Genomic DNA, 26,071 nt, shown 5'->3' with positions numbered 1-26,071 from the left:
AGAGGCAGTTGCAGTGTCAGTGCTGCCAGCAAGGGCAAAGGCAAAGGCCGCTCCCTTTTCCCGCCGGAAGGTGGCGCGTAGCGCCGGATGAGGGTACGACCGCCACTGCTGTCCGCGACCCGGCTTCCCAACTCCGCTGCCCGAAAACCGGCAGGCGGTCGCCAGCGTCCGCTGTCCTTGCCCGGACATTGCGCGGATTTGTCATTCAATCGGTTGCCACTGCGTTTGCCTGCTGAAGGAACGCGATGCCGATACGTGGACGCGTCTTCGTCCACCCGTCGCGGGGCTGCGCCGAAGGCACTAAGATGCGCAGCCTCCCATGGATGGATGTGCACATGCTCGCCAAGTTCCTCAAGACCGCCTTGCTCGGTGTTTGCATCCTGCTTGCGGTATTGGCGGCGCTGTATGCCGTCTCCCAACGTTGGCCCATTCCCGATGCACAGCGGCAGGCACTGGCGCAGCTGCGTCAACCGCTGCCGCCGTTGCGCGGGGCCAATATGTTCGCGGCACTCTGGTCGCTGTCCTATGCGGTTCCGGAAGCGCAGCGCGAGACCGTGTTGGCCCAGGATGTGGAACGCCTGAATCGGCTGCCACGCGAGGTGCCGTTTCGCAGTGCCGTCGCGGACTATCCGCGCCTGCCAAGCTGGCCATCCACTGCGCCGGCCCTGTGCAGCGCCAGCGCAGGCGGATGTTTACAGCACGTGCGCGAACAACCGCAGGCCTATGCCGATGCGCTGGCCACACAGGCGCCGATGCTGAGCAGGATGCAGGCATTGGCCGACTACACCGACTACCGCAGCCCGTTCCGGCCACGCGCCGATATGACGTTGCCCGAGCTGCCGCGGATGCCGTTGTCGATGACCGCCAGCGCGCTGGATTTCGTCCAGGGGCGTACCACCCAGGCCTTGAGCGAGGTCTGCACCAACGCGCAGGTTGCCCGGGTGCTGCTGCGTAGCGGCGACAACCTGGCGGTCACGATGATCGGCGCGGCGATGCTGCGCGGCAATGCGCAGCTCTTTGCGGACATGCTGGCCGAGCTGCCGGCGCGGCCGCCGCTGCCTGCGCAGTGCGCCGCGGCGTTCGCACCGGCGGTGATGGAAGAGATCTCGCTGTGCAATGCGCTGCACGGCGAATCGCGCTTGGTGTTTTCGATGCTGCAGGACGCGTCCGTCCAGGATGGCGATCGCGACTGGCTGGATCGCATCTCGCCACGGCTATTGGACCGCGAGCGCACCCAGGCGCTGCTGGCACCAACCTTTACCTGGGCCTGCAGTGCGCCGGTGCAGGCATTGCTGGCGCAGGATCAAGCGCTGCCGCCCGGCATGGTGTCAACGCCCGACACGGCCACGGTGGCCTGCGTGGCCAATGCCACCGGTTGCCTGTTGGTCAGCGCGGCGCGTCCGGACTATGCCAAGTACCAGCACACGCTGCAGGACACTGCCGCGGCAATGCGTACGGTGGCCGCCCTGCTGTGGTTGCGCGATCGCCCGGCCGATACACGGCCGCTTGCGCAGCGACTTGCCGAGCTGCCGCCTGCACTGCGCGGACAGATGCGCCCGCTGCAGGCCGACGGCGACGGCAAGCATCTGACCATCGCTCGGTACGCCAGACGCGAAGAAGGTGCCGGAGACGATCGCTGGCCAGTGCCGGCCAGCCGGCTTGCGGAGCGCGCGACTACTACGATCCAGTAGTGTTGCGGCGCGCCAGTGGCGTGGCGCATCCATCAGGTCGCGAGCGGAGCCCGAGGCCACGACCTGGTCCGCCAGCAGCGTCCCTGGAGCTTTATGGCCGAATCGGTGCGATCGTCACGGGATTGCAAGGCGTGCGTGCCGCGGTCATGGCACCCACTGCAGTCGCTACGCTGAAAAGCAACATCCCGCGTCCCTGACAGGACGCGGGATGCGGATGTGTCGCTGTGCAGGCGCGCAGCAATAACGCACACCGCATCGCTGCGCGCAGGCGCACCGATGCATGCTTAGAAGCGGAAGTTCAACCAGCCCATCACGAAGGTCGAATCGCCGTAGCCGGCCTTTTCCAATGCCGGCCCGGCCATCAGGTGCTCGGCGCGGAAGGTCACCGACCAGTTCGGGTCGATATTCCAGGTGGCGTTGATGCGCGGCATGGTGCCGATCCGGCGCTCGCCGGTGTCCTGGGTGCGTGCATAGGGGCGCGCCTGGTTGTTGTAGATCGCATCGCTGGTGGTCTGGCGCCACAGCGTTTCCCATTCCAGGTTGACGGTGAGCTTGGAGGTGGGCGAGAAGGTGAACGTCGGCGCGGCGGTGACCAGGTTCACCGGGCCGAAGAACGTGGCCCAGCTGAAGTAGATCGTATTGCCGTACAGGAAGTTGTTGTTGCGCAGCGTGCCGGTGCCTGAGGTGCCGCCGCCGCCGGAGGCGATTTCGCTATGGAAGCCCAGACGCGGCTTCCAGCCGGTTTCGCTCAGCGACCAGGCATTGGAGGTGCTGGCCATGTAGGCACGCAGATCGCGTCCACCGAAGCTGCCGCGCTGCACGGTCACGAATGAATCGGTGCGCAGCTTGCCCACGTTGCCCCACAGCCGCAGGCCGTAGTAGTTGCGGTGTTCTTCGGCGGTCTGGCGGCCCCACACCTGGTTGTCGTTGCGGAACTGGTAGAAGAACGGCTCCAGGTACATCGGCTTGGCCGTCGGCAGGCGATAGCCGCCGACCACGCCACGGAAATGCCGCGAACGGTCGATGCGGTCGTCACCCAGGCCCTCGGTGCCGTCCAGGTTGAAGTTGAAATCGAACACGTCCACGCGGGTCTTTTCGCCGATGGCCCAGGCGCGCGCACCGTTGAAGGTCACGAAGATGTCGGTGTTGTCGCGCAGCGCCATCAAGGTGGTGGGGCCGTCGACGAACACCTGGCGGCCGACCCGCAGGCCGGTGTCGGCACCGCCGATGGTGCCCTTCACGTCGAAGAACACCTGCTGCAGGATCGCATTGTTTTCCTGGGTGCCGGTCTTGGCGCCTTCGTTGCGCCCATCCAGGCTGCCGTGCGCCAGTTCCGTGTACAGACGGAAGTGCTGGCCCACGTGCAGGTCCGCACCGAAGAACGCACGCAGCAGGTATTGCTGCTGCGAGTGGCTGCCGGGAATCAGCCCCGGATTGGTGATGGTGTTGCTGCGCACGCGCAGCTCGTTGCTGAGCGAAACATACACATCGCCGTCTTCGCTGAGCGGGATGTACTTAAGCGGATCGAACGGGCTCTTGCGCTTGGACGGATCCTTCAGATACGACCAGTCTTCGGCCCAGCGCACCTGCCACATATTGCCGCCCTGCTTGGCTCCCCAACCCTGGGCTTCCTGCGGATAGCCCTTGGCGGTAGCCGGCGCGGCGGTGACCGGTGCCTTGGCGGGCTCTGCCACGGCCTGTTCGGCATTGGCCGGTGCAGGCTGCACCTGCGCCAGAGCAAGGCCCGGCAACGCCAACCCAATCGCAAGGCACAGGCGCCGCCGTGTGGCACCAAAGGAAGTATCAGCCATGGCCGGCTGCGCCAAGCGTGTCAGTTGCATCGTATCGCCCTATCGAAAAGTGAAAGCCACCTGAGCCAGGTTTATCGGCACAGGGGGCGTTGACTGTAGTGGAGCCTCGGCGGAAAGGCAGTAACCCGAAGGTTCTAAGCTCATGAACTCGCTGGGATTGGGGATTCGGCAGCAGGGATTCGCTACAGCGGAGCGCATGGGCCGTTGACCGTGGGGCTTGCAGCAAGGCCGGTGTTCGGCCAACCAGCGCAACCCCGCAGTTGCCAATCCCGAATCCCGAATCCCGGCCCATGACTACCAGCACATCCGCTATACCCAACGTCTACATAGCATTGCCCTCAACCTAGCGGGAGATGGCGATGAGCGAGCCGGATGTCCATCTGAGGAAGTTCCAGAAGGAGCTCAGTGCCGGCACGGTGTCGTTGGCCTTGCTGGCGGTACTGGCCCAGGCCGGGGAGCCGCTGTACGGCTATCTGATCGCCAAACGGCTGGAAGGTCTGGAGGGCGTGCTCAGCGGCAAACAGAGTGCGTTGTATCCGGTGCTGCGCAACCTGGAAGGGGCGGGCTTGCTGCAGAGCCATGTCGAGCCATCGGCCTCCGGGCCGCCGCGACGCTATTACCGCATGACCGAGAGCGGGCGTGACTGCCTGCGCGACTGGACCGCCGCTTGGCGTGCCACCCGTGATTCCGTTGATTCCGTGCTGGAGGGGACCCACTCATGATGACCACCGCATACCCACGTCCGTTGCCGACCACCATTCCCGATTATCTGCTGCAGTTGCGCCAGGCGCTGTCCGGTGCCGACCCGGCAATGATCCAGGACGCGCTCTACGACGCCGAAGAATATCTGCGAGCCGAGCTGGCAGGGCAGAAGGACAAGAGCGAAGCCGACGTCATTGCAGGCGTGGCCGGCAGCTACGGGGCGCCCGAGGAAGTGGCCGAGATCTATCGCGAAACCGAAGTCACGGTGAGCCGCGCCTTGCGTCCGCCGCTGCCGCCCCGGCGCAGCACGTGGCTGGGCAAGTTCTTCGGCGTGGCGGCAGACCCGCGGACCTATGGCGCGCTGTTCTACATGCTGCTGTCGCTGGTCACCGGCGTGTTCTATTTCACCTGGGTGGTCACCGGCACCAGCCTGTCATTGGGCCTGTTGATCCTGATCGTCGGCGTACCGCTGCTGGTGCTGTTCTTCGGCTCGGTGCGGGTGCTGTCGCTGGTGGAAGGACGCGTGGTAGAGGCCTTGCTGGGGGTGCGCATGCCGCGCCGCCCGCAGCATCCGGGTGCGCAGGGCGGCTGGCTGCGGCGCATCGGTGCGATGTTCACCGATGCGCGCACTTGGAGCACGATGCTGTACTTCCTGCTGATGCTGCCGCTGGGCATCGTGTACTTCACCGTGTTCACCACGCTGCTGTCGCTCTCCCTGGGGCTGGCTGCTTCACCGTTCGTCGCGTTGTTCGACAACACGGCAGTGCTGACCTGGGACGGCGTGGACATCACCAGTTCCTGGCTGACGCTGCCTTTGTTCGCAGTGGGCGTGCTGTTGCTGTTCGTCACCCTGCATCTGGCGCGCGCCTTCGGCAAACTGCACGGCATGTTCGCCAAGCAACTGTTGGTCAAGAGCGGCGAGGCGGCGGCGTGACGCGCTTGACCGATGGAGCAGCGTGCGCAGCAGCGATGCTGGCATTTTCAGGCCGGCATGGCCTTGCCTGAGCTGTCGCACACAGAGCAGCTGACAAAACGTAGCGAGCAGTCGTCAGGCGGGTGTAGGCAGCGCACAGGAACCGCAGCGTACGCGTGATACATGTTGCACCGAGCCCCCGGCCGCGCCCGCCTGATGAGCACCGTCGGTTCCTTGGTCGCTCTTGGTCCCGGTACAAAAAAATCCCCGGCAGAACCGGGGATTTTTTTGCGTGGATCAGGCGCGCTTGCCGCGCTTGCGGATCGGGGTGACGGTGGCCGGATCGCGGCTGCCCACAGGGTCGGCATCGTAGCGGGCGATGAACTCGCGCACCTGCGGGTATACCACTTCGCGCCAGCGGCGGCCGCTGAAAATGCCGTAATGGCCGGCACCTTCCACCACCAGATGGCGGCGGTGCGCCGCGTCGATGCCGGTGCACAGATCGTGCACGGCTTCGGTCTGGCCCAGGCCTGCCATGTCGTCCAGCTCGCCTTCGATGCTCAGCAAGGCGGTATTGCGGATGGCAGAGGGCTTGACCAGCTGGCCGTCCACCTTCCATTTGCCCTGCGGCAGCAGGAACTCCTGGAACACCACGCGGATCGTGTCCAGGTAATACTCTGCCGGCATGTCGAGCACGGCGTTGTACTCGTCGTAGAACTGCCGGTGCGCTTGCGCATCCTGCAGGTCGCCCTTGACCAGGTCGGTGTAGAAATCCCAGTGCGACATCACGTGCCGGTTGGGGTTCATCGACAGGAAACCGGCGTGCTGCAGAAAGCCCGGATACACCTGACGGCCGTGGCCCGGATACGGGAACGGCACGGTGTGGATCAGGTTGTTCTGGAACCACTCGATGCCGTTTTCCGTGGCCAGGTTGTTGACCTGGGTGGGGCTGCGACGCGCATCGATCGGGCCGCCCATCATCACCAGCGAGCGCGGCGTGGGCTCGTCGTTGCTGGCCATCAGCGACACCGCTGCCAGCACAGGTACGGTGGGCTGGCACACGCTCACCACATGCAGGCGCGCGGCGTCGATGTGGCGGATGAAGTCCTGGATATAGGTGATGTAGTCCTCGAGCCGGAACGCGCCTGCCTCCAGCGGCACCATGCGCGCGTCCACCCAGTCGGTCACATAGACCTTGTGGTTGCGCAGCAGGGTGCGCACGGTGTCGCGCAGCAGGGTGGCGTGGTGGCCGGACAAAGGGGCCACCACCAGCACCGCCGGCTGCTCCTTCATCTTGCCGATCAGCTCGACGTGATCGCTGAAACGCTTGAAGCGCAGCAGGCGGCAGAACGGCTTGCTCAGCACTTCGCGCTCGATGATGGGCAGCGAATGGCCGTCCACCTCGACATCGTCCAGCGCCCAGGCCGGCTTTTCGTATTCCTTGCCCAGCCGGTGGAACAGCTCGTTGCTGGCAGCCATGCGTTTGGCACCCGGGAGCGAGGCCCACAGGCTGTCGGGGTCGGAAAACATCTTGGCGTTCGCCTGGGCCTGATGCACCCAGGGGGCTAGCAGATTGCGGGTCAGCTCATGCAGTTGATAAAGCATTCCACCCATCCGTGCGGTTTTGCTGCCACGCAGCATAACGGTTTCGATGCATTTGCACCTTAATGGGGTTGCGGACGGTTGAGGCTGTCATAAGAGACATGGCAACAGACCTGCTGTGGACAGAGCCCCTCTCCTGCGGGGCGAGAAGGCACTGCTTGCGCGCCATGGCGCGCGTGCCTTGGAGCGCCCGCGCCGCAAGCGCGGGCCGGGGCGCGGAGCGGGGGGAGGGTACGGAGCGAAGCTACACGCAATGCGTGCTTCAAGCAGCCAGCACACTCCTCAACCGCGCTCCAGCGACGACGCCTCATTGGCCAGCTGCGGCGATAACCAGCAATGCGACCCCAGTGCGGTGAACCCGACGCTGCCAAAGCGCTTGCGATACCAGCGCGCCGGCCGCGGCTGGAAGCCGTCGTGGTCGCCTTCGAATGCGTCTTCCAAAGCAAAGGTCTCCAGGAAGGCGACGCCTGCGCACAGTTCGGCCAGCCCGGGCAGCCCCTGGTTGAATTCGCGGGTGGGCACGTAATGCAGGACGTCCGAGCAGATCACCAGGTCCACTGGCGCGCAGGGGCGCAGCCAGGCGAAGTCGCCGAAACGGGCTGGATGGATCTGGCGGCTGCGGCCATAGCGCTGCACCGCGTAGGCGCTGCTGTCGAACCCCAGGTAGCTGAGCTTGGGGCGCAACGCCAGCAGCGGGGCGCGCCACGCGCCTTCGCCGCAGCCCACATCCAGCACGCTGCGGATCGGGCGCTCCAGGTAGTACTCGGCCTGGGCCACGGCCAGTGCGACCTTGCGTCGCAGGCGCGCCGGATCTGCCAGGCCCGCGTTGCGGTACCAGCAGGTGAAATAGGCGGCGTCGTACTGTTTGTGATCGGGCGTGGACATGTGTGACGCGCTTTCGCGCCCTTGGATAGGTGAAAATGCGGGCCATCCTACGCGAGCCAGCGGAGCCAGCACATGACCCTGTATTTGTGGATCAAGACCTTCCACCTGTTGTTCGTGATCGCCTGGATGGCCGCGGTGTTCTACCTGCCGCGTATCCTGGTCAATATCGCCGAAGCCGGCAACGACACTGCGGTACGCGCGCGCCTGGTGCTGATGGGGCGGCGGCTGTACACGTTCGGCCACAGCATGCTCGGCCTGGCGCTGCTGCTGGGCGCGGTGCTGTGGCAGGGCTACCGGGTGATTCCGGATTTCCCGACGATGGTGGCCGGCGGCTGGCTGCACGCCAAGCTGTTTGCGGTGGCCCTGATTCTTGCCCACTACATCGTGTCCGGCCGCTGGGTCAAGGGCGCCGAGCAGGGACGGGCCGTGCCCGGTGGTCGGGCCCTGCGTTGGTTCAATGAAGTGCCGGTGATCCTGCTGGTGGGCGTGATCTGGCTGGTGTTGGCCAAGCCGTTTTGAGCTAGGCCAAAGCGGGGTTGTGCAGGCTTGCTGGACTCGCTCGCGACATCACCGAGCGCGAGGGCGTGGAGCGCGAGCTGGCCCACGGCGGCATCGGCGTCGCAAGCGCAGGACTGCCTCCACAGACAGGAGCGGAATGAGCTGCATGCAGTCATGCCTCGGCGCGTCGCGTTCGTGCAGTGACTGTAAAAACGGATCAGCTGCAGCAACACGCACGTCGATGCAGCCGCGAGCGATGAGGCGCGAAGCGGCCGCATGGCAGCCGTAGTGGTGCGTTACGCATCCTAGCGCTGTCGCTCGAGATGCAAGGCCAGATAGCGCTTCTGGTGCCCGGCAAATCCCGTCTTGCCGTACAGCGCGTAAATTTTCCCGAAGACAGCGCGGGCGCGCGCTTCATCGCCGAGCTGCAGCAGTGCTTCGCCTTCGGTCATCAGCACGAGATGGTCGGTGTGATCCGGATCGTCGTACATCAGCGCCATCACCTCGATCCACTGACGCACGTTGTCCTCATCGCGCAGATCGGCGTAGTCCTTCACGAAGCTCGCCGACAGGCTTTGCGGGTAGTAATCCCAGGCCTGCTTGGGCTCGGGGATCAGCGCCCACGCCTGCAATCCGAGGGCCAGCGAGTTCGCCAGGGCGCCGCTGCGAAATGCGTGCGTGGACAGCGCCAGCAAGTGGTCGATCTCGGCCTTCAGGCCTGCCTCGATGTCGGGTTTCCTGGGCATGCTGGTCGCCTTGGCCGCGCGAGGATGCTGTCGGCATGCGCATCGCGGTGGTTGTCCACAGCTGACGCCTGGAGCGGCCGACGATTACGCGCCGGTGTCCAGTTCGCGCAGGCCCTTGCGTGCCAGGTCGACCCAGGCGCGTTGCTCGCGTTGGTAATGCTTGGGCGAGGCAGCGGCATGGCGCAGCACCTGTTCGTACACTGCCTTGGCCTGGTCGCTGCGCGCGGTGCGCTGCAGCAGCTGCGCATAGCGCACGCGCGCCTCTTCGCCCGGATAACCCTGCGCCAGCGTCTCGTACTCGTGCAGCGCGGCCTCGGTGTCGCCGCTGTCTTCGACGGCACGCGCATATAACAGATGCCCGTCGTGCGAACGAAAGCCGGGGTTGGCCGCGATCAATGCGTCCAGGGTCTGGCGCGTCTGCTGCGGCTGGCCCAGCCCGAACTGCGCCTTGGCCAGGCCCAGCATCAGGTGCGGATCGTCGCGGTATAGCCCGCGCAGCGCGCCCTGGTAATGCTCGGCGGCCTGCGCGTAATCGCCGCGTGCCAGCAGGCTTTCGGCGAGCTGGCGACGATTTTCCGGAGTATCGGCCACATCCAGCCGGCGCGAGGCATCGCGCTGTTCGCGCTGCGGATCCAGGGTGTTGCGCACGCGCGTCAGGCTGCGGCGTGCGCTGGGGTCGTTGCGCAGGTCGGGAATCACCGCCACGAACACATAGACCAGCACCGCCAGCAACGAAAACGCCAGCAGCAGGAAGATCCAGTACAGCGGGCGCCCGCTGCGCACCACGTGGACGCAGCAGGCGGCCTGCAGCAATAGCGAAATCAGCAGAAGTGGGGACATGCGAGTGAGGCATCCTTTCCATGGCCGCGCGCTCGGCGCGGCCGGTCATCGTGCACGCGGATCAATGCCCTTCGTAGGCACCGTAGCTGCGCAGCCGCTCGTAGCGTTGCTGCAGCAGGGTTTCCACCGGGACCTTTTCCAGCGCGTCCAGTTCGTTGAGCAGCACGGCTTTCAGGCGCTTGCCCATCTGCTCGGGGTTGCGGTGCGCGCCGCCGGTAGGTTCGCGGATGACCTTGTCGACCAGACCCAGGCCTTTCAGGCGCTTGGCGGTGAGGCCGAGTTGTTCGGCGGCGTCCTTGGCCTTGGCCGCGTCCTTCCACAGGATCGAGGCGCAACCTTCGGGCGAGATGACCGAATAGGTGCCGTATTCCAGCATCAGGGTGCGGTCGCCCACGCCGATCGCCAGCGCACCGCCGGAGCCGCCTTCACCGATCACGGTGCAGATCACCGGGATCTTGAGCTCGGCCATTTCCAGCAGGTTGCGCGCGATCGCCTCGGACTGGCCGCGCTCCTCGGCACCGATGCCGGGGTACGCGCCGGGGGTGTCGATTAAGGTCAGCAGCGGCAAGCGGAACCGTTCGGCCAGCTTCATCAGGCGCAGCGCCTTGCGGTAGCCCTCAGGGCGCGGCATGCCGAAGTTGCGCGCCACCTTGGTCTTGGTGTCGCGGCCCTTCTGGTGGCCGATGATGACCACCGGGCGCCCGTCGATGCGGCCCAGGCCACCGACGATGGCCTTGTCGTCGGCATAGGCGCGGTCGCCGGCCAGCTCCTGGAATTCGTCGCAGATGGTGTCGATGTAGTCCAGCGTGTACGGGCGCTGCGGGTGCCGCGCCAGCTGCGAGACCTGCCAGGCCGACAGGTCGCGGAAGATCTGCGCAGTGCGCACGCGCAGCTTGTCGCGCAGCGCCCGCACCTCGGTGTCCACGTTGACCGCGGGGCCGGTACTGGCCTTGCGCAGTTCCTGGATCTTGGCTTCCAGATCGGCGATGGGTTGCTCGAAGTCGAGGTAGTTGGGATTCATGCAATGGCGTCGTCAACGTAAGGCGGGGAGTGTAGCTGAAGCGCTGCCTTCGGCCCGTACGGAGCCGTGCGGTTGCACGGCAGGGATTGGGGATTCGGGATTGGGGATTCGTAACGGCGGTCTGTTGCAGCGCCGAAGTCGCAGTGCTGCTGTTACGAGTCCCCAATCCCGAATGCCGAATCCCGGCTCCTCACGCCCACGGCGGGCTGTACTTGATCTTCACCGTCCGCACCGCGGGGTCGGCGCGCAGGCTGTCCATCAGCTGCTGGTCGATGCGCACCGAATGGGTGCCATTGAGGTCGAGCATGCCGGCTACGCCGCCGCTGGGTGCGCGCAGCAGCAGGTCCAGGCGCAGGGGCGTCTTGCCGGGGCGGTGTGTGGCCAGCAGCGCCTCGATACGGGAGAAGGCCTGCTTCTCGCGCAGGTCCAGCCGCAGCGAGAGCCGCTGCGCGTGCTCGGCGCAGATCTGCTCGTAATCCCAGCACTGGCGGATGCGCAGGCTGTAGCCGCCGTTGAATTCGTCCTCGCGCAGGCCGCCCTTGACGATCAGGATGCGGTCGCGGGTGAGCAGGTGGCCGAATTCGGCCATCGCATCGGAGAACGCGCTGCATTCGACCCGGCCACGGCCGTCTTCGAGTTGCACGAACACCTGGCTGTCGCCCTTGCGGCGCACGCCGACCACCTGGCCGGCCAGGATCGCGCTGACTTCCGGCCGCCACGCGCGTTTCTCGCCGTCGCCGCTGCTGCCGCCACCACGTTGTTGCGATGCCAGGATCTTTTCCAGCGCGCCCAGATCGCAGCCGACCAGCTCGCGCACTTCGTCGCGGTGCGGGTCGAACGGGTGACCGCTGAGGTAGAAGCCCAGCGTTTCGCGCTCGCCGGTGAGCAGCTGGCCAAGCGGCCATTCCTTGCTCTCAGGCAGGTCCAGGCGCATTACCGGTGCGCTTGGGTCTGGCCCGCCGAACAGCGAGTTCTGGCCAGACGCACGTTCGCGCGCCATCTGCTCGGTGGCCTTCATCACCTCGGGCAGCTGCAGCATCAGTGAGGCGCGGTTCTTGCCCAGGCCATCCATCGCGCCGGCATTGATCATCGCTTCCAGCGTGCGCCGGTTGAGCTTTGCGGTGCCCATGCGCGTGCAGAAATCCAGCAGCGTAGTGTAGGGACCGCCGCGCTGGCGTTCTTCGACGATCGCCTCGCACGCGCCCTGGCCGACGCCCTTGATCGCACCCAGGCCGTATTGGATGGTGTCCGGGCTGGCCGCCTCGAACATGTACGCAGACTCGTTGACGCGCGGCGGATTGACGGTGAGGCCGAGGTTGCGCACCTCATCGAGAAAGCCGACCACCTTGTCGGTGTTGTCCATGTCCGAGGACAGCGTGGCGGCCATGAATTCGGCCGGGTAATGCCGTTTCAGCCACGCGGTCTGGTAGCTGACCAGCGCGTAGGCGGCGGCGTGCGACTTGTTGAAGCCGTAGCCGGCAAACTTCTCCATCAGGTCGAAGATTTCGTCGGCCTTGGCCGCGCTCACGCCGCCCTTGGCCGCACCTTCGCGGAAGATCTCGCGGTGCTTGGCCATTTCGGCCGGCACTTTCTTGCCCATCGCGCGACGCAGCAGGTCGGCGCCGCCCAGCGAATAGTCGCCGACGATCTGCGCCATCTGCATCACCTGCTCCTGATACACCATGATGCCGTAGGTGTCTTTCAGGATCGCTTCGGTGCGCGGATCGGGGTACACGATTTCCTGCTGGCCGTGCTTGCGCGCGTTGAAGTCCGGGATCAGGTCCATCGGGCCGGGACGGTACAGCGACACCAGCGCAATCAGGTCTTCGAAGCGGTCCGGGCGCGCGTCCTTGAGCAGGCGGCGCATGCCCGAGGATTCGAACTGGAACACCGCACCGGTGCTGCCGGAGGCGAACACGCCCTTGTAGGTGGGCACGTCGTCGAGCGGGATGGCGGTGATGTCCACCGGGTCGATGCCGGCGCGCGCGTGGCGCACGTTGATCGCCTTGACCGCCCAATCGATGATGGTCAGCGTGCGCAGGCCCAGGAAGTCGAACTTCACCAGGCCCACCGCTTCGACGTCGTCCTTGTCGAACTGGGTGACCGGATTCTTGCCGCGGCCGTCTTCGTCGTGTTCGGCGAACAGCGGGCAGAACTCGGAGAGCGGATCGGGCGCGATCACCACGCCGCCGGCATGCTTGCCGGCATTGCGGGTGAGGTCTTCCAGCTGGCGCGCCAGATCCATCAGGTCGCGCACGTCGTCTTCGACCTGGTAGCGCTGGATCAGGTCCGGCGAGGCCATCTCCGAGTCCTTGCCTTCGCCCATCGCGTCCTTGAGCGTGATGCCCAGGATGTTGGGGATCAGCTTGGCAACGCTGTCGACCAGACCATAGCTGAAACCGAGCACGCGTCCGGCATCGCGCACCACCGCCTTGGCCGCCATGGTGCCGTAGGTGATGATCTGGCTGACGCGTTCGCGGCCGTACTTGCGTGCCACGTAGTCGATGACTTCGTCGCGGCGGTCCATGCAGAAGTCGATGTCGAAGTCGGGCATCGACACGCGCTCGGGGTTCAGGAAGCGCTCGAACAGCAGGTTGTACGGCAGCGGGTCCAGGTCGGTGATCTGCAGCGCCCAGGCCACCAGCGAGCCGGCGCCGGAACCGCGCCCCGGGCCGATCGGAATGCCCTGGTTCTTGCCCCACTGGATGAAGTCGGCCACGATCAGGAAGTAGCCGGGGAAGCCCATCTTGATGATGGTGTCCAGCTCGAATTCGAGTCGGTCCACATAGTCCTGGCGCGTCTTGCCCGGGGCGATCGGGTTCTTTTCCAGGCGCGCGGCCAGGCCCGCGCGCGACTGGCTGCGAATCCAGGTATCCAGGGTCTCGTCTTCGGGCACCGGATAGGCGGGCAGGAAGTAGGTGCCCAGGCGCATCTCGATGTTGCAGCGCTGCGCCAGCGCATGCGTGTTGGCGATGGCGTCGGGGATGTCGGCGAACAGCGCCGCCATCTCCTCGCTGGACTTCATGTACTGCTGGTCGCTGTAGTCGCGCGGGCGCTTGGGGTCGTCCAGCACGCGGCCGGAGGAAATGCATACGCGCGCTTCGTGCGCGTTGAAGTCGCTGGCATACAGAAATCGCACATCGTTGCTGGCCACGACCGGCAACCCGCGTACGCCGGCGGCGTGCAGGGCGAACTGGTTGAAGCGTTCCTCGCCCTCGCGCCCGGTGCGGGTGAGCTCCAGGTGCAGGCCATCGCCGAACACGCGCTGCCAGTCGGCCAGTTGTTGCTCGGCCAGATCCGCGCGGCCTTCGTTGAACAGGCGCCCGGCCAGGCTGTCGCGACCGGCCAGCGCGAACAGGTTGGCGTGGCCGGCCTGCAGCCATTCCGGATGGATCGCCACGCCGCCTTCGGGGCGGTGGCCTTCCATCCAGGCGCGCGTGAGCAGCCGCGACAGGCTCAGGTAGCCGTCGCGGTCGCGGCACAGCAGGGTCATGCGCCAGGGCGTCATGTCCGGCGTAGCGATCATCACGTCGGCGCCGGCGATGGGCTTGATGCCCACGCCTTCGGCGGCCTTGTAGAACTTGACCAGCGCGAACAGGTTGTTGAGGTCGGTGACCGCCAGCGCGGGCATGTCGAGTTCGACCGCCCGGCTCAGCAGGTTGGCCTGTTTGGCCTTTTTCGGGTCAGCCTGATCCGGTTTCTCGGGCACACGGATGGTGGAATCCGCCAGCGAGAACTCGGTGTGGACGTGCAGATGGACGAAACGGGAAGTGGACATGCGGGACCGGAATAATGCGCGGTCAGGGTACCGGCGGGGGCGGGGGCGGACAAGGCTTGACAAGCCGGGAACCGGGGGCCGGGACCCAGGAAAGCAAAAGCGGGACTACGTGGCGGGACGCCACCCGCCGTTTCTGTTGCTGTTGCTGTGCTGTTGCTCTTCCGGGTCCCGACCTCTAAAGCGGCGCCACCAACCGCCCAACCTGCAGCTGTTCCGGGTCCCCGGTCCCGGGTCCCGGGTCCCGGCTCTCCCGGCTCTCACGGCTCTCCAGTGCCAACCGCACCGGCGCAAAGCTGCGGCGATGCTGCAGGCACGGCCCATGGGTCTGCAGGGCCGCCAGGTGGGTCGGGGTGCTGTACCCCTTGTGCTGGTCGAAGCGGTATTCGGGGTGCTGGGCATGCAGCTGATGCATCAGGCGGTCGCGAGTGACCTTGGCCACGATCGAGGCAGCCATGATGGCGCGGTCCAGCGCATCGCCACCGATCAGCGCCTCGGCCGGGCAGGGCAGCCCCTTGGGGACGCGGTTGCCGTCGATGCGCGCGAACCCGGCCACATGCGCCACCCCTTCCACCGCGCGCCGCATGCCGAGCATGGTCGCCTGGTAGATGTTGATGCGGTCGATCTCCTCGCTGTCGATCAACACCACCGACCACGCCAGTGCCCGGTCGATGATGCGCGCATACAGCTGCTCGCGGCGCTGCGCGCTGAGCTGCTTGGAATCGTCCAGCCCGTTGATGCGCGGCTTGCCCGGGTCGAATACCACCGCTGCCACCGCGACGGGACCGGCGAGCGGACCGCGGCCGGCTTCGTCGACGCCGGCGACCAAGAGCCGGGATTGGGAATTAGGGATTTGGGATTGGCTAAACAACGGCGACTGACGTTGCTCGGCATTTGCACTTTCGCCTGGAGGGTGAGAGGCGCGGAGATTCATGCCTTCGCTCCTGACGAATCCCGAATGCCCACTCCCGAATCCCGGCCCTGAAGCAGCCCGGCCACCGCATCGGCCGCGCGTGCGGACGCATCGCGGCGCAGTTGCGCGTGCAGGGCCAGATACCGCGGCTGCAGGGCGGCGACCTTGCCGGGGTGCTTGAACCAGTCCAGCAGCGCCACACATAGCCGTTCCGGGGTGCAGTCGTCCTGCATCAGCTCGGGGGCGAGGTCGTCGTTGGCCAGGATGTTGGGCAGCGCATAGCGGTTGACCTTGAGCAGTCCCAGCGTCTTGACGATGCGGTAGGTCAGCGGCGCCACCTTGTAGCCGACCACCATCGGGCGCTTGACCAGCATGGCCTCCAGCGTGGCGGTGCCGGAGGCCAGCAGCACCACGTCGGCGGCCAGCATCGCCGTGCGCGCCTGGCCGTCGAGCAGGTGCGAGCGCATCACCGGCAGCGAAGAACGCGATAGCTGTTCGGCCAGCGATTGCTTGCAGCCCGGGTTGGCGGCGGGCACCAGCACATGCAAATTGGACAGGTGTTCGGACACCAGCCAGGCCGCCTGGAAGAAGGTGTCGCCGAGGCGGCTGATCTCGCCATGTCGGCTGCCCGGCAGCACCGCCAGCACGGTACTGGAGGCAGACAACCCCAGCTTGGCGCGCGCGGCCTCGCGGTCGGCCTGGTAGCCGATGTCGTCGGCCATCGGGTGGCCGACGAAGCGCGCGTCCACGCCGTGTTTGGCATAGATCGGCGGTTCCATCGGGAACAGGCACAGCACCAGGTCGGCACTGGCGCCGATCTTTTCCGCACGCTTTTCGCGCCAGGCCCAGACCGAGGGGCTGACGTAATGCACGGTCTTGATGCCGCGCTGCTTGAGCCAGCGCTCCACCGGCAGATTGAAATCCGGCGCATCGATGCCGATGAACACGTCCGGCTTCCACGCCAGCACGCGCTCGCGGAACGCGCTGCGCAGCTTGAGCAGGCGCGGCAGATGCCGCAGCACCTCGGTCAGGCCCATCACCGCCAGCTCGCTGGCATCGAACCAGGTCTGGCATCCCGCACCGCGCATCGCATCGCCGCCGATGCCCACGAATTCGGCACCCGGGTAGCGCAGCCGCAACTGCTCGATCAGCCCCGCGCCCAGGATGTCGCCGGAGGCCTCGCCTGCGATCAGCGCGATGCGGGGAGGGCGCGCACGCGCGCCGGGAATGGGGAGTGGGGAATGGGGAATCGGCAGAGCCGTCGGGTCGCCGTCTGCAGGCGCGCGCTCATGCACGCCTGTCTCGATTCCCGACTCTCGATTCCCGATTTCCTTCATCGCAACAACGGCCGCTCTGCCGCTGCGATGAACTCGAGCATCCCGCGCACGTCCTCGCTGCTCCTGGCCTGCTCGGCGAGCTGCAGCTTCGCGTCGGCAAGCGGCAGGCCGGCCACGTAGAGCGTGCGGTAGGCGCGCTTGATCGCGGTGATGCGCTCGGCATCGAAACCGCGGCGTTTGAGGCCTTCGCTGTTGATGCCGCGCGGGCGGCCCAGCGATTCGCTGCCCACCATGGTGAACGGCGGCACGTCGCCGTTGGTCAGCGCGCCCATGCCCAGGAAGGCGTGCGCGCCGATGCGGCAGAACTGGTGCGCGCCGGCAAAGCCGCTGATGATCACGTAGTCGCCCACGGTGACGTGGCCGGCCAGGGTGGTGTTGTTGGAAAACACGCAATGGTTGCCAACATGACAGTCGTGCGCCACGTGCGTGTAGGCCAGCATCCAGTTGTCGTTGCCGATCCCGGTGATGCCGCCGCCGCCGCCGGTGCCGCGATTGATGGTGACGAACTCGCGGATCACGTTGCCGTCGCCGATCACCAGTTCGGTGCGCTCGCCGGCGTACTTCTTGTCCTGCGGTTCGCCGCCGATCGCGGCGTGGCCGATGAAGCGGTTGTTGCGGCCGATCCGGGTGGGGCCGTGGATCGAGCAATGCGGCCCCACCGCGGTGCCGGCGCCGATCTCTACGTCGGCACCGATCAGGCAGAACGCGCCGACGCGCACATCGTCTGCCAGTCGCGCCGCGGGATCGATGACAGCGGTGGGATGAATCAAGGGTGCCTGATCACGCATCGTCTCTCACCTCCAAAAACGGATTATTCCTTGGCGCCGGCGCACATGACTTCCGCGCTGGCCACGACTTCGCCGTTGACCTTGGCCTCGCCGTAATAGCATCCCATGTTGCGGATCAGGCGTTTCATCTGCACGTCCAGGATCAGCACGTCGCCCGGCACCACCTGCTTGTTGAAGCGGGCGTTGTCGACCTTGACCATATAGAACAACTTGGACAACGCATCGCGCCCCAGGCCGAGCTGGGTCATCACGCCGCCGGCCTGCGCCAGCGCTTCGATGATCAGCACGCCGGGCATCACCGGGCGGGTCGGGAAGTGGCCCTGGAAGAACGGCTCGTTGATGCTGACGTTCTTCTGGCCGACGATGCGCTTGGCTTCCAGGTCCAGCTCGATGACGCGGTCGATCAGCAGGAACGGGTAGCGGTGCGGGATCAGCGTCTGGATCTGGTTGACGTCGATCGGCAGCTCGTAAACGGGGTGACTCATGCGTTCTCCTTGCCCACAGCCAGGATGCGCCTTGCCAGCGCATCGAGTTGCTTGAAGCGCGCGGCATTCTTGCGCCATGTGCGGTTATCGGTGAGGGGGGTGCCGGACGAATATTCGCCCGGCTCATGGATGGAATTGCGCACCACCGATTTGCCGGTGATCACCACCTTGTCGCAGATCTCCAGGTGGCCAACCACGCCGACGTGGCCGCCAAGCAGGCAATAGCGGCCGATCTTGGCGCTGCCGGCAATGCCGGTGCAGCCAGCGATGGCACTATGGGCGCCGATGCGGCAGTTGTGCGCGATCTGCACCAGGTTATCCACGCGCACGTCTTCTTCCAGCACGGTGTCTTCCAGCGCGCCGCGGTCGATGCAGGTGTTGGCGCCGATCTCGCAATCGTCGCCGATGACCACGCCGCCCAGCTGCGGCACCTTGATCCAGTGGCCGGCGTCCATCGCCAGGCCGAAGCCGTCGGCGCCGATCACCGCGCCGGGATGGATGCGTACGCGCTTGCCCAGCCGCACCCGGGTGACCAGGGTGACGCGTGCGATCAGCTCGCTGCCATCGTCCACCACGCAGTCTTCGCCGATGATGCTGCCGGTGCCGATGATGCAGCCATCGCCCACCCGGCTGCGTGCGCCGACGCTGACGAACGGGCCGACATGGGCACCCGGCGAGACCTGTGCGGTGGGGTCGACTACTGCCGACGGGTGGATGCCGGGCGCGCGTACCGGCGCCACGTCGAACAGCGCCGCAATCTTGGCGAACGCGGTATACGGGTCCTTGGCGACCAGCGCGGTGCCGCGCGCGGCCTCGGCATCTTCGGCGCGTATCACGACCACGGCCGCCTGCGTGTCGGCCAGCTGCGGCCGGTAGCGCGGATTGGACAGGAAGCTCAGCTGGCCTGCGCCGGCGTGCGCCAGTGTCGCCACCCCGGCGACTTCGGTCGTGCCGTCGCCAACGACGGTCAGACCAAATTGTTCGGCAATCGCACTGGCGGTCAGAGACATCAGGTGAACCTCGCGTAAACAGTAAGTGGCTGTTTTTATGGAAAAAAACATGGCCAAGAATGCGCTAAACAGTCAGGCATATCTGTTGCCTGGCCGCAACCGCGCGGCTAACCCAGGAAGAAGCATATGAAATCCCTCCTCTCCACGTTCGCCGGTGTGATCCCGCTGGGCGCTGTCAGCAGCGCATCAGCCGACGATTTTGCGCAGCAGCGCGCCGATGCGCAGAGCTTTTGGGACCAGCAGGTGCAATGCGTGGACTCGTCCGATTGGAGCACCACCGCCAGTTGCCTGGGCAACGTCTGGAACAACTGCTTCTAAGTCTGTCTCACACCACGGTGTTCAAACAAACAATGGCGGCCCGAGCATCCGGGCCGCCATTGTCTGCTTGCCAATCTTAGAACTGGCCACCGAAGGTGAACTGCAGGCGCTCGATCTCGTCGTTGTCTTCCTTCTTCAGCGGGAACGCGTAGCTGATAGAGATGGGGCCGACCGGGGCGCGCCACAACAGCGCCACGCCGGTGGACGCGCGCAGCTCGTTGGCCTTGAAGTTGTCCACGCCGTCGTAGACATTACCGAAGTCGAAGAACGCCGACACGCGTGCCGACGGGCTGTCGAATAGCTTCGGGAAATACATTTCCACCGAACCGACGGTCTTGAACGAACCACCCAGCGGCTGTCCGCGCGTGTAGTTCAGGGTACTTTCCGAACGTGGACCCAGCGTGTTGTCTTCGAAGCCGCGCACCGAGTTGGTACCGCCAGCGTAGAAGTTCTCGTAGAACGGCAGGCCGGTGGCCGTCACGGATCGGAGCAGGTTGCTGCCATTGCAGGGTTGTTCCGTAAATGTCGTACTGCTCTCTATTCCGCAAATCACACGCGAGCTGTCGTTGCCATAGCTGTCGCCATAGCCCAGCTCGAAGCGGGTATTCAATACGATCGCCGGTATGATCGGCCAATAGTTGGAGATCTGGTAGTTGAACTTGTAGTACTCGACCGTGGAGCCGGGCAGGGTGGCCTCCAAGCCGACGCGCTGGTACATGCCGCGGGTCGGCATGAAGAAGTCGTTGCGGGTATCGCGTGCCCAGCCCAGTTCGGCGCGCCAGGCATGGAAGGTGCTTGTGCCGATCGCATCGATATAATCGATGATGGCCTGCGGGGTCTGGCCCTGAAACGTGTTGATCTGGTTGCTGTCGATGCCGACCATCGCCGAGACGGTATCGTTTTCGGTGATCGGCACGCCGAACACCACCTGCGCCGAGCCGTTCTTGCTGTTGTACTGCGCGGTGTTGAAGTCCGAGTAGTCCAGCGAGCGCCACGACAGGTTGTAGCCCAACGACACGCCGTCGTCGGTAAAGAACGGATTGGTGTAGGAGAACGCATAGCGCTGCTGGTAGCTGCTGCGCGAGGCTTCCACTGCCACCCGGTTGCCGCCGCCCAGGAAGTTGTTCTGCGACAACTGCACCGAGGTGGTCACGCCGAAGCTCTGCGAGTAGCCCAGGCCGAACACGAAGCTGCCGGAGGTGGTTTCCTTGACGTTGTAGACCACGTCGACCTGGTCGTTGCTGCCCGGCACTGCCGGCGTTTCCACGTCCACGCTCTCGAAGTAGCCCAGGCGCTGCAGACGGATCTTTGAACGGTCGATCGCCGCCTGCGAATACCAGGTGTTTTCGAACTGGCGCATTTCGCGGCGCAGGACCTCATCGGAGGTGCGGCTGTTGCCCTTGTAAAGGATGCGGCGCACGGTCACGCGCGGGCCGGGCACCACCTGCAGGTTCACCGCAACGGTGCGGTTCTCGCGGTTCGGGGTCGGGATCGGGTTGACCTTGGCGAACGCGTAACCGACGTTGCTCAGCGTGTTGACGATCGCATCGGAGGTGTACTCCAGCAGCGCACGCGAGAAGATGTCGCCGGCCTTGGGGATGACCAGGCGCTCGATGTCGGCCTGCGGCAGCACGGTGTCGCCGGTGATCTTGATCTCGGAAATCTTGTACTGCTCGCCCTCGGTGACGCCGGCGCTGACGAACATGTCGCGCTTGTCCGGGCTGATCGACACCTGGGTGGAGTCGATGCTGAAGTCCACGTAACCGCGATCCAGGTACCAGGAATTGAGCTTTTCCAGGTCGCCGGACATCTTTTCCTTGGAGTACTGGTCGTCGCGGCGATACCACGAGGCCCAGTTGTGCTCCTTGGATTCCCAGTTCTCCAGGATGTCCTCGTTGGCGAACTTTTCGGTGCCGATCAGGTTGACGTGGCGGATCTTGGCCGCCTTGCCTTCCTTGATCGCGATGGCCACATCGACGCGGTTGCGGTCCAGCGGGCTCACCGTCGGGGTGATCTCGACGTTGTACTTGCCGCGGTTGTTGTACTGGCGGGTCAGTTCCTGGGTCACGCGGTCCAGGCTCAGACGATCGAAGGTGCCGCCTTCGCTCAGGCCGATGTCGCCCAGGCCCTTGAGCAGCTCTTCGGACTTGATGTCCTTGTTGCCGGTCACGGTGAGCTTGTTGATCGCCGGGCGCTCCTTGACGGTGATCACCAGGATGTTGCCCTGGCGGTCCAGTTGCACGTCCTCGAAGAAGCCGGTGCGGTAGAGCGCGCGGATCGAATCGGCCACCTTGGCATCGTCCACGGTGTCGCCGCGGTTCACCGGCAGATAGGTGAACACGGTGCCGGATGCAATGCGCTGCAGGCCGTCGACGCGGATGTCGCTGGCAACGAACGGCTCGGCGGCCAGGGCAACGGCTGGCAGGCTGAGGCCGGCGGCAAGAGCGAGGGCAAGCAGGCGGCGAGTGGGAAGACGCGTCATGTCACATCCGGTTGGAGTCGATTTCAGGTGTTGCTGGGTGCCGGCGTATGACGACGACAACAGGCGGAAAGAGTGGAGCAGCTTCATCGTGGAACCAGGCCAAGGATGTCGTTGTAGAACGCCAGTCCCATCAAGCCTGCCAAGACCGCCAGGCCGACATACTGCCCGGCAATCATGGCCCGTTCGCTGATCGGGCTGCCCTTGATCAACTCGATAAGGTAATACAGCAGATGCCCACCGTCCAAGATCGGGATGGGCATCAGGTTGATGATCGCCAGGCTCAGCGACAGCAGACCAAGGAAATACAGGAACCAGTCGAGCCCGCGTTCGGCCGAGGCGTTGGCCGCGCGCGCGATCGTGACCGGCCCGGAGATGTTCTTCACCGAAGCCTGGCCGGTCAGCATGCGCTTCATCATGCCCAGCGAATCGGCGGTCATCCGGCCGGTTTCACGGATGGCGGCAGGCACCGCGGCGAACAGGCCGTACTGCTGGCGGCTGTCGTACGCCGGAGCGGGCGCTGCGGCAGGGCGGATGCCGATCATCCACTGGCCCTGCGGCGACTTGCGTGGGGCAATCTCCAGCGCCAGCCGGTCCTCGCCCTGTTCGCCCTTGCGCGCCACCTCGATCATGCCCAGGCCGCCGTGTTCGCCCAGCGCCTGCACCTGCGGAATGATGTCTTCGGCCGAGCGGATCGGCTGGCCGTCGATGGCCACGATGCGGTCGCCCGGCTTGAGCAGGCCGTCGGCCACCGAGCCGGGGACCACCTCGGCGATTACCGGCGGTTGCAGCATGAACTGCCAGCCGATGCCGGCCAGCGATGCCACGCGGCGTTCGTCGAAACCGACCGGCAACTGCGACAGGCGCAGGGTGTGTTCGCGGTTGCCCGCGCCGTCGGCGGTGGTCTGCAGCTGGATGTCGCGTTTGTCCATCGCCGCGGTGGTGAGCTGCATGCTGGCATCGCTCCAGCTGCTTACGCTGCGGCCGTCGATGCGCACGATGCGTTCGCCCGGGGTCAGACCGGCTTCGGCCGCCAGGCCGTCGGCGCGGCCGACCGTGGCCGAGTAATCCTGCTTGCCCACCACGAACATGGCCCACAGCATCGCCATGCACAGCAGCAGATTGGCGATCGGGCCGGCGGCCACAATCGCGATGCGCTGCCACACTGTCTTGCGATTGAAGGCCTGGTCCCGCTCGGCCGGGTGCACGTCGCCTTCGCGTTCGTCCAGCATCCGCACGTAGCCGCCCAGCGGAATCGCCGCCACCACGAACTCGGTACCGTGGCGGTCGCGACGCATCCACAGCGGCTTGCCGAAGCCCACCGAGAAGCGCAACACCTTGACGCCGCAGCGGCGTGCGACCCAGAAGTGCCCGAATTCGTGGAAGGTCACCAGGACACCCAGGCTGACGATCATCCACCAGACCGAACCGATGAAATCACCCATGGATGCAACTCGGTTGCGTAAATCGATCAGGCATGAAAGGCGTACTGGGCGAGGGCGCGTTCGGTGGTCTGCCGGGCCTGCGCGTCGGCAAGAAGCAGGGTGTCGAGGGTGTCGGCATTGTGCCGCGGGAGCGTTGTCAACGTGTGTTCGACCAACGCAGGGATGGCTAGGAAACCTATTTGGCCCTGAAGAAACGCTGAAACAGCCACTTCGTTGGCCGCGTTCAGGATGGCCGGGGCGGTGCCGCCGGCGCGCAGCGCCTCCCAGGCCAGGTCCAGGCAGGGGAATGCGGCGGTGTCGGGGGCCTCGAAATCCAGCCGGCGCTGCAGCAGCAGGTCCAGCCCCGAAACACCTGACTCGACCCGCTCCGGCCAGGCCAGGCCGACCGCCAGGGTGGTGCGCATGTCCGGCAGACCCAACTGGGCCAGGGTGGAGCCGTCGACGAATTCGACCAGCGAATGCACCAGGCTTTGCGGGTGCACCAGCACATCGATCCGGTCGCCGGGAAGGCCGAACAGGTGATGCGCCTCGATGACTTCCAGGCCCTTGTTCATCAAGGTCGCAGAATCCACCGAGATCTTCGGGCCCATCGACCACTTGGGGTGCGCCACCGCCTGCGCGGGCGTCACGGCCGACAGCGCGGCGCGGTCCCAGCCGCGGAACGGGCCGCCGGAGGCGGTCAGGATCACCCGACGCACGCCGCGGCTGGCGTCGCAGGAGCGCAGGCACTGGAAGATGGCGCTGTGCTCGCTGTCGATCGGGATGATTTCAGCGCCGGCGGCCGCTGCGGTGCGGGTCAGCAGTTCGCCGGCCAGCACCAGCGATTCCTTGTTGGCCAGCAACACGCGCTTGCCGGCGCGCGCGGCGGCAAGGGTGGAGGGCAGGCCCGCAGCACCCACGATCGCGGCCACCACCGTGTCGCAGGCATCGCTGCCGGCCAGTGCATCCAGCGCCGCGGTACCGGCGTGCGCCTGGGTGTTCAGGCCGGCGGCACGCAGGCCGTCGCGTAGCGCCGGATACAGCGCTTCATCGGCGATCACCGCATGCGCGGGCCGGTGGGCAGCGCACAGCGCCAGCAGGGTATCCACCTGGCGGCCGGCCGACAGCACGCTGGCACGCAGCCGCTCCGGGTGGCGGGCGATCACGTCCAGGGCCGAGGTGCCGATCGAGCCGGTCGCGCCGAAGACCGCGACCTGGCGGGGAGAAAAGCCAGCCATGCTTAGAATCCGAAAATTTCCTTGCCGAGTGCGAACACCGGCAGTGCGGCGAGCACGCCATCGATACGATCCAGCACGCCGCCGTGGCCCGGGATCACCGCGCCCGAGTCCTTGGCGCCGGCATGCCGCTTGAGCAGGCTTTCGAACAGGTCGCCGAGCACCGAGGCCAGCACCGCCACCGCCGAAACCAGGACCAGCTGCGGCACGTGCGCCAGGGTCAGCCCGGCCAGCCAGCCGAAGGCGCAGGCCACCGCAATACCGGCCAGCATGCCGCCGATCAGGCCTTCGATGGTCTTGTTGGGGCTGATCCGTGGCGCCAGCTTGTGCTTGCCGAACGCGCGTCCGGCAAAGTACGCGCCCGAGTCGGCCGCCCACACCATGGTCAGCGCGGTCAGCAGCCACAGGTTGCCCTTGTCCGGATTGGCGTGCAGCAGCACCAGCGCAGCCCAGGCCGGCAGGACCGCCAGGCTGCCCGCCGCGAGCTTGAGTGCGCGCGCCTGGCCGTTGCCGTGATCGGCACCGAAGGTGAAAAAGCGCAGCCACAGCAACGCCAGGCCCCACCATGCCACCCCGACCAGCGCCGCAATCTGGAACAGCACCATGGAGCTGGCCGAGGCCCACACCATCAGCACCATCAGCAGCAGGTTGAGCATCAGCAGCACGGTACGCGGCAGGCTGTCGTCGATGCCGGAGAGCCTGAGCCACTCCCACAAGCCGGTCAGGAACAGGATCGCCGCCAGCGCCGCCAGCCACTGGGTGGGCAGCAGCACGATCGCGCAGATGGCGAGCGGCGCCATGATCAGCGCGGCAATCACGCGGGTCTTGGTCATGCGGAGGAGTTCTCCGTCGCCTTGTCGGCGATCTGGGCGCTGGTCAGGCCGAAGCGACGTTCGCGTCCGGCGTAGTCATCCAGGGCCTGCTGCAGCACGCCGGCGTCGAACTCCGGCCACAGGGTTTCGGTGAACCACAGCTCGGTGTAGGCCAGCTGCCACAGCAGGAAATTGCTGATGCGGGTATCGCCACCGGTGCGGATGAACAGGTCCGGGGCCGGCAGGTCGGCCAGCGCGACGCGGCTGGCCAGCAGCGCTTCGTCGATCTGCTGCGGCTGCAGGCGGCCGGCGGCCACGTCTTCGGCCAATGCCCGCGCGGCCAGCGCAATGTCCTGGCGGCCGCCATAGCTGGCAGCGATGCTCAGTACCAGCCGCGCATTGGCCGCCGTGGCGCGCTCGGCGGTGGCCATGCGTTCGCGCAGCGGCGCCGCGAAACGGCTGCGCTCGCCGATGAAACGGACCTGCACGCCACGCCGCTGCAGCTCGTCGACCTCGCGGTCCAGGGCATGCAGGAACAGCTTCATCAGCGCATCCACTTCTTCCTGCGGGCGGCCCCAGTTTTCATTGGAGAACGCGAACAGGGTGAGCGCGCTGACGCCTTTTTCCAGGCAGAAATCGATGGTGCGATTGACCGCCCGCGCGCCGGCGCGATGGCCGATCATGCGTGGACGGCGCCGACGCTGCGCCCAACGCCCATTGCCATCCATGATGATGGCGATATGGCGCGGCACCGCGTCGGCGGGAGGGACTGGATGCATGGCAGGC

At 66.0% G+C, this 26,071-nt stretch carries 22 protein-coding genes and 1 other RNA gene; 5 read left to right on the top strand and 18 right to left on the bottom strand.

Annotation, left to right across the window (positions count from 1 at the left end; all coding sequences use genetic code 11):
* The first annotated feature begins 323 nt into the window (after nt 1-323).
* Nucleotides 324-1,691 (top strand): hypothetical protein, encoded by a 1,368-nt coding sequence (locus XCSCFBP4642_RS0121985; RefSeq protein ID WP_029221666.1) that lies wholly within the window; start codon nt 324-326, stop codon nt 1,689-1,691.
* A 284-nt stretch (nt 1,692-1,975) separates the two neighbouring features.
* On the opposite strand, the gene XCSCFBP4642_RS0121980 is transcribed toward XCSCFBP4642_RS0121985, so the two are convergent.
* A complete protein-coding gene (locus tag XCSCFBP4642_RS0121980; protein ID WP_029221665.1) occupies nt 1,976-3,532 on the bottom strand; it encodes an alginate export family protein in 1,557 nt (518 codons plus the stop codon).
* Nucleotides 3,533-3,861: 329 nt separating this feature from the next.
* Between XCSCFBP4642_RS0121980 and XCSCFBP4642_RS0121975 the strand changes: the two genes are divergently transcribed.
* Both XCSCFBP4642_RS0121975 and XCSCFBP4642_RS0121970 read left to right on the top strand, forming a co-directional pair.
* Complete coding sequence (locus tag XCSCFBP4642_RS0121975) at nt 3,862-4,224, top strand: PadR family transcriptional regulator (RefSeq protein WP_029221664.1); 363 nt, start codon at nt 3,862-3,864, stop codon at nt 4,222-4,224.
* Nucleotides 4,221-5,138: a sensor domain-containing protein gene (locus tag XCSCFBP4642_RS0121970; RefSeq protein ID WP_029221663.1), complete on the top strand. Its 918-nt coding sequence runs from the start codon at nt 4,221-4,223 to the stop codon at nt 5,136-5,138. The genes XCSCFBP4642_RS0121975 and XCSCFBP4642_RS0121970 overlap by 4 nt, the downstream gene beginning before the upstream one ends.
* 88 nt (nt 5,139-5,226) lie before the next feature.
* Here the strand turns inward: XCSCFBP4642_RS0121970 and XCSCFBP4642_RS27840 are convergent.
* From XCSCFBP4642_RS27840 to XCSCFBP4642_RS0121960, 3 genes are all read right to left on the bottom strand, one after another.
* A non-coding RNA gene (locus tag XCSCFBP4642_RS27840) (sX9 sRNA) lies at nt 5,227-5,302 on the bottom strand.
* Nucleotides 5,303-5,414: 112 nt separating this feature from the next.
* Nucleotides 5,415-6,758: a polyhydroxyalkanoate depolymerase gene (locus tag XCSCFBP4642_RS0121965; RefSeq protein WP_029221662.1), complete on the bottom strand. Its 1,344-nt coding sequence runs from the start codon at nt 6,756-6,758 to the stop codon at nt 5,415-5,417.
* Nucleotides 6,759-7,001: 243 nt separating this feature from the next.
* On the bottom strand, nt 7,002-7,604 hold the full coding sequence (locus XCSCFBP4642_RS0121960; RefSeq protein ID WP_029221661.1) for a class I SAM-dependent DNA methyltransferase: 603 nt from the start codon (nt 7,602-7,604) through the stop codon (nt 7,002-7,004).
* A gap of 72 nt (nt 7,605-7,676) precedes the next feature.
* Between XCSCFBP4642_RS0121960 and XCSCFBP4642_RS0121955 the strand changes: the two genes are divergently transcribed.
* Nucleotides 7,677-8,123, top strand: coding sequence for a CopD family protein (locus XCSCFBP4642_RS0121955; RefSeq protein WP_029221660.1), 447 nt, complete (start codon nt 7,677-7,679; stop codon nt 8,121-8,123).
* 284 nt (nt 8,124-8,407) lie between these two features.
* Here the strand turns inward: XCSCFBP4642_RS0121955 and XCSCFBP4642_RS0121950 are convergent, their stop codons facing one another.
* The 9 genes from XCSCFBP4642_RS0121950 to lpxD form a co-directional block, all read right to left on the bottom strand.
* Entirely contained in the window at nt 8,408-8,848 is a 441-nt protein-coding gene (locus tag XCSCFBP4642_RS0121950) for a hypothetical protein (RefSeq protein ID WP_029221659.1), read from the bottom strand.
* Nucleotides 8,849-8,932: 84 nt separating this feature from the next.
* The gene (locus XCSCFBP4642_RS0121945; RefSeq protein ID WP_029221658.1) at nt 8,933-9,688 is read right to left on the bottom strand and encodes a tetratricopeptide repeat protein; all 756 of its coding nucleotides are present in this window, start codon (nt 9,686-9,688) and stop codon (nt 8,933-8,935) included.
* Nucleotides 9,689-9,749: 61 nt separating this feature from the next.
* A complete protein-coding gene (locus XCSCFBP4642_RS0121940) occupies nt 9,750-10,709 on the bottom strand; it encodes an acetyl-CoA carboxylase carboxyltransferase subunit alpha (protein ID WP_029221657.1) in 960 nt (319 codons plus the stop codon).
* A gap of 190 nt (nt 10,710-10,899) precedes the next feature.
* Nucleotides 10,900-14,487 carry a DNA polymerase III subunit alpha gene (dnaE, locus tag XCSCFBP4642_RS0121935; protein ID WP_029221656.1) on the bottom strand — a complete coding sequence of 1,196 codons (3,588 nt, stop codon included), beginning with the start codon at nt 14,485-14,487 and terminating at the stop codon, nt 10,900-10,902.
* 175 nt (nt 14,488-14,662) lie between these two features.
* Nucleotides 14,663-15,418 (bottom strand): ribonuclease HII, encoded by a 756-nt coding sequence (locus XCSCFBP4642_RS0121930; RefSeq protein ID WP_029221655.1) that lies wholly within the window; start codon nt 15,416-15,418, stop codon nt 14,663-14,665.
* Nucleotides 15,415-16,734, bottom strand: a complete 1,320-nt coding sequence (lpxB, locus tag XCSCFBP4642_RS0121925) for a lipid-A-disaccharide synthase (protein WP_029221654.1) — start codon at nt 16,732-16,734, stop codon at nt 15,415-15,417. Before lpxB ends, XCSCFBP4642_RS0121930 begins: the two co-directional genes overlap by 4 nt.
* Nucleotides 16,731-17,522 carry an acyl-ACP--UDP-N-acetylglucosamine O-acyltransferase gene (gene lpxA / locus XCSCFBP4642_RS0121920; protein ID WP_029221653.1) on the bottom strand — a complete coding sequence of 264 codons (792 nt, stop codon included), beginning with the start codon at nt 17,520-17,522 and terminating at the stop codon, nt 16,731-16,733. The genes lpxB and lpxA overlap by 4 nt, the downstream gene beginning before the upstream one ends.
* Nucleotides 17,523-17,545: 23 nt before the next feature.
* Complete coding sequence (gene fabZ, locus XCSCFBP4642_RS0121915; protein ID WP_029221652.1) at nt 17,546-18,007, bottom strand: 3-hydroxyacyl-ACP dehydratase FabZ; 462 nt, start codon at nt 18,005-18,007, stop codon at nt 17,546-17,548.
* Nucleotides 18,004-19,017 (bottom strand): UDP-3-O-(3-hydroxymyristoyl)glucosamine N-acyltransferase, encoded by a 1,014-nt coding sequence (lpxD, locus tag XCSCFBP4642_RS0121910; RefSeq protein WP_029221651.1) that lies wholly within the window; start codon nt 19,015-19,017, stop codon nt 18,004-18,006. Before lpxD ends, fabZ begins: the two co-directional genes overlap by 4 nt.
* A 126-nt stretch (nt 19,018-19,143) precedes the next feature.
* Here lpxD and XCSCFBP4642_RS0121905 point away from each other — a divergent pair, with 126 nt between their 5' ends.
* A complete protein-coding gene (locus XCSCFBP4642_RS0121905) occupies nt 19,144-19,335 on the top strand; it encodes a hypothetical protein (protein ID WP_029221650.1) in 192 nt (63 codons plus the stop codon).
* A 76-nt stretch (nt 19,336-19,411) separates the two neighbouring features.
* On the opposite strand, the gene bamA is transcribed toward XCSCFBP4642_RS0121905, so the two are convergent.
* From bamA to uppS, 5 genes are all read right to left on the bottom strand, one after another.
* On the bottom strand, nt 19,412-21,817 hold the full coding sequence (gene bamA / locus XCSCFBP4642_RS0121900) for an outer membrane protein assembly factor BamA (RefSeq protein WP_029221649.1): 2,406 nt from the start codon (nt 21,815-21,817) through the stop codon (nt 19,412-19,414).
* 83 nt (nt 21,818-21,900) lie between these two features.
* Nucleotides 21,901-23,259 (bottom strand): RIP metalloprotease RseP, encoded by a 1,359-nt coding sequence (gene rseP, locus XCSCFBP4642_RS0121895; RefSeq protein ID WP_029221648.1) that lies wholly within the window; start codon nt 23,257-23,259, stop codon nt 21,901-21,903.
* Between the two features lie 26 nt (nt 23,260-23,285).
* Nucleotides 23,286-24,476, bottom strand: coding sequence for a 1-deoxy-D-xylulose-5-phosphate reductoisomerase (locus XCSCFBP4642_RS0121890; protein WP_029221647.1), 1,191 nt, complete (start codon nt 24,474-24,476; stop codon nt 23,286-23,288).
* 2 nt (nt 24,477-24,478) lie between these two features.
* Nucleotides 24,479-25,306: a phosphatidate cytidylyltransferase gene (locus XCSCFBP4642_RS0121885; RefSeq protein WP_029221646.1), complete on the bottom strand. Its 828-nt coding sequence runs from the start codon at nt 25,304-25,306 to the stop codon at nt 24,479-24,481.
* Nucleotides 25,303-26,064, bottom strand: coding sequence for a polyprenyl diphosphate synthase (uppS, locus tag XCSCFBP4642_RS0121880; protein WP_029221645.1), 762 nt, complete (start codon nt 26,062-26,064; stop codon nt 25,303-25,305). Before uppS ends, XCSCFBP4642_RS0121885 begins: the two co-directional genes overlap by 4 nt.
* Nucleotides 26,065-26,071: the final 7 nt, after the last annotated feature.

Origin of the sequence: Xanthomonas cassavae CFBP 4642, assembly GCF_000454545.1 — a bacterium.
GTDB lineage: Bacteria > Pseudomonadota > Gammaproteobacteria > Xanthomonadales > Xanthomonadaceae > Xanthomonas > Xanthomonas cassavae.
Note: the sequence above shows the minus strand (reverse complement) of the source record. Positions and strands in the feature narration are given on the sequence as shown.

What these genes read in the sequence shown, in the direction of transcription:
- lpxD (WP_029221651.1), bottom strand. Translation starts at nt 19,017, where the DNA reads ATGTCTCTGACCGCCAGTGCGATTGCCGAACAATTTGGTCTGACCGTC.
- rseP (WP_029221648.1), bottom strand. Translation starts at nt 23,259, where the DNA reads ATGGGTGATTTCATCGGTTCGGTCTGGTGGATGATCGTCAGCCTGGGT.
- XCSCFBP4642_RS0121960 (WP_029221661.1), bottom strand. Translation starts at nt 7,604, where the DNA reads ATGTCCACGCCCGATCACAAACAGTACGACGCCGCCTATTTCACCTGC.
- lpxB (WP_029221654.1), bottom strand. Translation starts at nt 16,734, where the DNA reads ATGAAGGAAATCGGGAATCGAGAGTCGGGAATCGAGACAGGCGTGCAT.
- XCSCFBP4642_RS0121950 (WP_029221659.1), bottom strand. Translation starts at nt 8,848, where the DNA reads ATGCCCAGGAAACCCGACATCGAGGCAGGCCTGAAGGCCGAGATCGAC.
- XCSCFBP4642_RS0121955 (WP_029221660.1), top strand. Translation starts at nt 7,677, where the DNA reads ATGACCCTGTATTTGTGGATCAAGACCTTCCACCTGTTGTTCGTGATC.
- dnaE (WP_029221656.1), bottom strand. Translation starts at nt 14,487, where the DNA reads ATGTCCACTTCCCGTTTCGTCCATCTGCACGTCCACACCGAGTTCTCG.
- XCSCFBP4642_RS0121965 (WP_029221662.1), bottom strand. Translation starts at nt 6,758, where the DNA reads ATGCTGCGTGGCAGCAAAACCGCACGGATGGGTGGAATGCTTTATCAA.
- XCSCFBP4642_RS0121940 (WP_029221657.1), bottom strand. Translation starts at nt 10,709, where the DNA reads ATGAATCCCAACTACCTCGACTTCGAGCAACCCATCGCCGATCTGGAA.
- bamA (WP_029221649.1), bottom strand. Translation starts at nt 21,817, where the DNA reads ATGACGCGTCTTCCCACTCGCCGCCTGCTTGCCCTCGCTCTTGCCGCC.
- XCSCFBP4642_RS0121945 (WP_029221658.1), bottom strand. Translation starts at nt 9,688, where the DNA reads ATGTCCCCACTTCTGCTGATTTCGCTATTGCTGCAGGCCGCCTGCTGC.
- XCSCFBP4642_RS0121885 (WP_029221646.1), bottom strand. Translation starts at nt 25,306, where the DNA reads ATGACCAAGACCCGCGTGATTGCCGCGCTGATCATGGCGCCGCTCGCC.
- XCSCFBP4642_RS0121890 (WP_029221647.1), bottom strand. Translation starts at nt 24,476, where the DNA reads ATGGCTGGCTTTTCTCCCCGCCAGGTCGCGGTCTTCGGCGCGACCGGC.
- XCSCFBP4642_RS0121930 (WP_029221655.1), bottom strand. Translation starts at nt 15,418, where the DNA reads ATGAATCTCCGCGCCTCTCACCCTCCAGGCGAAAGTGCAAATGCCGAG.
- lpxA (WP_029221653.1), bottom strand. Translation starts at nt 17,522, where the DNA reads ATGCGTGATCAGGCACCCTTGATTCATCCCACCGCTGTCATCGATCCC.
- fabZ (WP_029221652.1), bottom strand. Translation starts at nt 18,007, where the DNA reads ATGAGTCACCCCGTTTACGAGCTGCCGATCGACGTCAACCAGATCCAG.
- XCSCFBP4642_RS0121970 (WP_029221663.1), top strand. Translation starts at nt 4,221, where the DNA reads ATGATGACCACCGCATACCCACGTCCGTTGCCGACCACCATTCCCGAT.
- XCSCFBP4642_RS0121905 (WP_029221650.1), top strand. Translation starts at nt 19,144, where the DNA reads ATGAAATCCCTCCTCTCCACGTTCGCCGGTGTGATCCCGCTGGGCGCT.
- XCSCFBP4642_RS0121975 (WP_029221664.1), top strand. Translation starts at nt 3,862, where the DNA reads ATGAGCGAGCCGGATGTCCATCTGAGGAAGTTCCAGAAGGAGCTCAGT.
- XCSCFBP4642_RS0121980 (WP_029221665.1), bottom strand. Translation starts at nt 3,532, where the DNA reads ATGCAACTGACACGCTTGGCGCAGCCGGCCATGGCTGATACTTCCTTT.
- XCSCFBP4642_RS0121985 (WP_029221666.1), top strand. Translation starts at nt 324, where the DNA reads ATGGATGTGCACATGCTCGCCAAGTTCCTCAAGACCGCCTTGCTCGGT.
- uppS (WP_029221645.1), bottom strand. Translation starts at nt 26,064, where the DNA reads ATGCATCCAGTCCCTCCCGCCGACGCGGTGCCGCGCCATATCGCCATC.